General features: G+C 60.1%; 4 protein-coding genes. 3 read left to right on the forward strand and 1 reads right to left on the reverse strand.

Annotated features, from left to right (window positions below; genetic code table 11):
* Window positions 1-423: ABC transporter transmembrane domain-containing protein (locus tag VZ95_RS16820; protein WP_269747124.1), on the reverse strand; the 423-nt coding region annotated here is incomplete at its 3' end.
* Window positions 424-673: 250 nt separating this feature from the next.
* On the opposite strand from VZ95_RS16820, the gene VZ95_RS16825 reads away from it, so the two are divergent.
* The 3 genes from VZ95_RS16825 to VZ95_RS16835 all read left to right on the forward strand — a co-directional run.
* Window positions 674-1,321, forward strand: a complete 648-nt coding sequence (locus VZ95_RS16825; protein WP_198148366.1) for a substrate-binding periplasmic protein — start codon at window positions 674-676, stop codon at window positions 1,319-1,321.
* A 46-nt stretch (window positions 1,322-1,367) separates the two neighbouring features.
* Window positions 1,368-2,513 (forward strand): glycosyltransferase family 4 protein, encoded by a 1,146-nt coding sequence (locus VZ95_RS16830; RefSeq protein ID WP_045776884.1) that lies wholly within the window; start codon window positions 1,368-1,370, stop codon window positions 2,511-2,513.
* Window positions 2,514-2,556: 43 nt separating this feature from the next.
* On the forward strand, window positions 2,557-2,894 hold a 338-nt coding region (locus tag VZ95_RS16835), incomplete at its 3' end, for a Fic family protein (RefSeq protein WP_045776885.1).

The following is a 2,894-nucleotide window of genomic DNA, read 5'->3' on the forward strand; positions in this document are numbered from 1 at the left end:
ATCGTTGGTGAAGCGGCTCACTAAATTCCCCGTCGCGTGGGCGTGGAAAAAACTTAAGTCGGCATGAACTAAATGACCAAAGAGCCGTTGCTGGATATCTGAAATAATACGCTGCCCGGTCGTGTTCATCACGACCGATTCGCCGTAACTCGCAAAGCCCTTAACGATGAATAGAAACAAAATGGCAGCACTAATTTGCCATAAAAGATCCCGATTTTTATCAGTAAATACCCCATCGAGAACGGGTTTTAACATATTGGGAAGCGCCGCCGTGGTTGCTGCCACCAGCATCATCAGCAGCACCGCCAGCGCGAAGCGCGGCAGATAGGGGCGCACATGCTCGCGCATTAGGCGAAGCAGCAGCACGCGGCTGGTTTGCGGGGCGGGGCGGGGGGCAGACACGGGGGGCAGGCTCTCTTCCATAAAACGCCGCACGCTTAGCATAGTTTGGCGAAAGCGCAAAACAGGGCAGCCTTGCGGCAACCGATCCCGCCCGCACGGCTGAATACAAATGAGCATCTCGATTACCGCGACATTATCCCGTATATTTTAAACGAAACTTTGGCGGGGGAGAGTGAAAATGCAAAAACTTTGTGCATCCCTCGCCCTGCTCTCAATGCTCATCGCGGTTTTTGTTTGCACACCTATAAAAGCTAACGAGATTAGTTTCGGCATGCGCGAAGTCGCGCCCTATGTGATGAAAACTGAAACGGGCGTGAGCGGCCTTGATTACGAGATTATCGCCGCCGCCCTCGCCCAAAAGGGCCATTCGCTGTCGGTAAAACTCTATCCTTTTGCCCGGCTGGTGGCGACATTCGATGCCAACCCGGCCATTGAAGCGGCCGCGCCGGTCATCTCAAGCTTCCCGGTCACGGGCTGGCTGAGCGAGCCGTTCATAACCTATCGGAACATTGCCCTCTCGCTCGCCCCGGCCAATCTTTCGGTCAATACCATCGCCGATCTGGCGCGATTTCAAATCATCGCCTTCCAAAATGCCCGGAATGCCCTGGGGGCCGAGTTCGCGGCGGCAGTCGCCCATAACAGCAGGTATCGTGAAGAATCCAGCCAGCAACTCGCGGTCCGTATTCTGTTCAACGGTCGCACCGATCTGGTGATCGGTGAGCGGCGCATTCTGAACTACTTTATTCAGGATCCAACGACGGGCATCGACCGATCCATCGCGCCGAGGGAACACCCGCTCTTCGCCCCGATCCATTATAGCGTCGTCTTCCGCAATCCGGCGCTGGCCGAAGATTTCAACGCCGGGTTGGCCGCGATCAAAGCCTCGGGCCTGTATGACGCGATTATGCAGAAATACTAGGCTTCTACCCTTGAGCCGCCCGCGCCGCCCCTTATAGTGTCGGCTCATGCGTATTCTATTCGTCTCCAGCGGGCTCGATCCGCGCACGGGGGGAACGGCCACGGCGGCGGTTTCCGTTTGTCTGGCCGCCCGGCGGGCGGGGCTGGAGGTGGATCTGCTCTACCCGGTGGAACGGGAGGTCGAGCCGCTGCTGGGGCCGACCGTGGCGCTGCTCGCGGCGGCGGGCGTGACCGTCCGCGCCTTTCCGTTCAGCGGCTATAAGCGCGCGGTGCGCTGGGGGATTTCCTCGGAACTCAACGCTTGGCTGTTCAAACACGCGCGCTTTTACGACGTGATCCACGCCCATTCCTGCTGGGTCTGGACCTCGATTGCCGCCGTCCGCGCCGCGCGGGCCGCCCGAAAGCCGGTGGTGCTGATGCCCCACGAAAGCCTGACGCGCTTCGATATCAACAACGCCTCCTCCACCCCGCTGCGCTGGGCGAAATGGTTGCTGCGCGACTGGTACGTGCGGCGGTTGGATAAAATCATCGTCTCGTCGGACCTGGAGGCGCGCGATTCGCTGCTAATCGATTACCCGCGCACCGAAATCATCCCCCATCCGGTTTTCGATGAAACCGATCCGCAACCGCTGCGCCGCCTGCAAGGGCCGGAACCCGACTGGTCGCCGCTCACCGTCGGCTTCCTCGGGCGGTTCCATCCCAAGAAACACCTGTCGCTGCTGATCGACGCCGTCGCCGACGCCCCCGGCGTGCGCCTGCAAATCGCGGGTGGCGGCGAGTTGGAAGCCGAACTTCGCGCCCGCGTCGCCCGCCGCAAGATCGAAGGCCGCGTCAGCTTCCTCGGCTTCATCGGCGGGGAGGAAAAAGCCAACTTCCTGCGCACCATCGACCTGCTGGCCGTGCCCTCCCAGTTCGAATGCTTCGGGCTAGTGGCCACCGAAGCCCTGGTGCAAGGCACCCCGGTTCTGCTCTCCCCCACCGTCGGCGTGGCGGATGATATTGCAGCATCCGGCGCCGGGATCATCATTCCGCCCCGGCCCGACGCGATTGCCGTGGCCCTGCGCGACCTCGATCAGAACCGCGAGCGCCTGCACGCAATGGCGGGAAAAGCCTTCGAGACGGCGCTGGGGCTGTATTCGTTTGCGGCGCACGGGGCGCGGCTGCGCGAGGTGTATGAGGGGGTCGGAAAGTAGGTTATTCTTCGTCGTGACGACGAAATAAATCAGGATAACCGACATGATTTTCGACAGCCCCGCGCTCGATGCGTTGGATCACGCGGTTCTCGACCTGATCCAAGCGCAACGGCAGCTTTTGCGCCACCATGTTGGGCAGAATCCGACCCGGTGGCGCGGGTTTATTCGCAAGAATACCTTCGCCCGTGCCCTGCAAGGCTCCAATAGCATCGAAGGCTATACCGCCAATCTGGCCGAAGCCGTGGCAATTATCGATGAAGAGCGCCCGGAGACACTGGAAGAGGAAACCCTAAAAGCTCTGCAAGGCTATCGTACCGCCATGACCTATATTATGGCCGTGCATGATGATCCCTACACCCAGATCACTTTGGAGCTTATCCG

Source organism: Elstera litoralis (assembly GCF_000963705.1).
GTDB lineage: Bacteria > Pseudomonadota > Alphaproteobacteria > Elsterales > Elsteraceae > Elstera > Elstera litoralis.

What these genes read in the sequence shown, in the direction of transcription:
- VZ95_RS16825 (WP_198148366.1), top strand. Translation starts at nt 674, where the DNA reads ATGCGCGAAGTCGCGCCCTATGTGATGAAAACTGAAACGGGCGTGAGC.
- VZ95_RS16830 (WP_045776884.1), top strand. Translation starts at nt 1,368, where the DNA reads ATGCGTATTCTATTCGTCTCCAGCGGGCTCGATCCGCGCACGGGGGGA.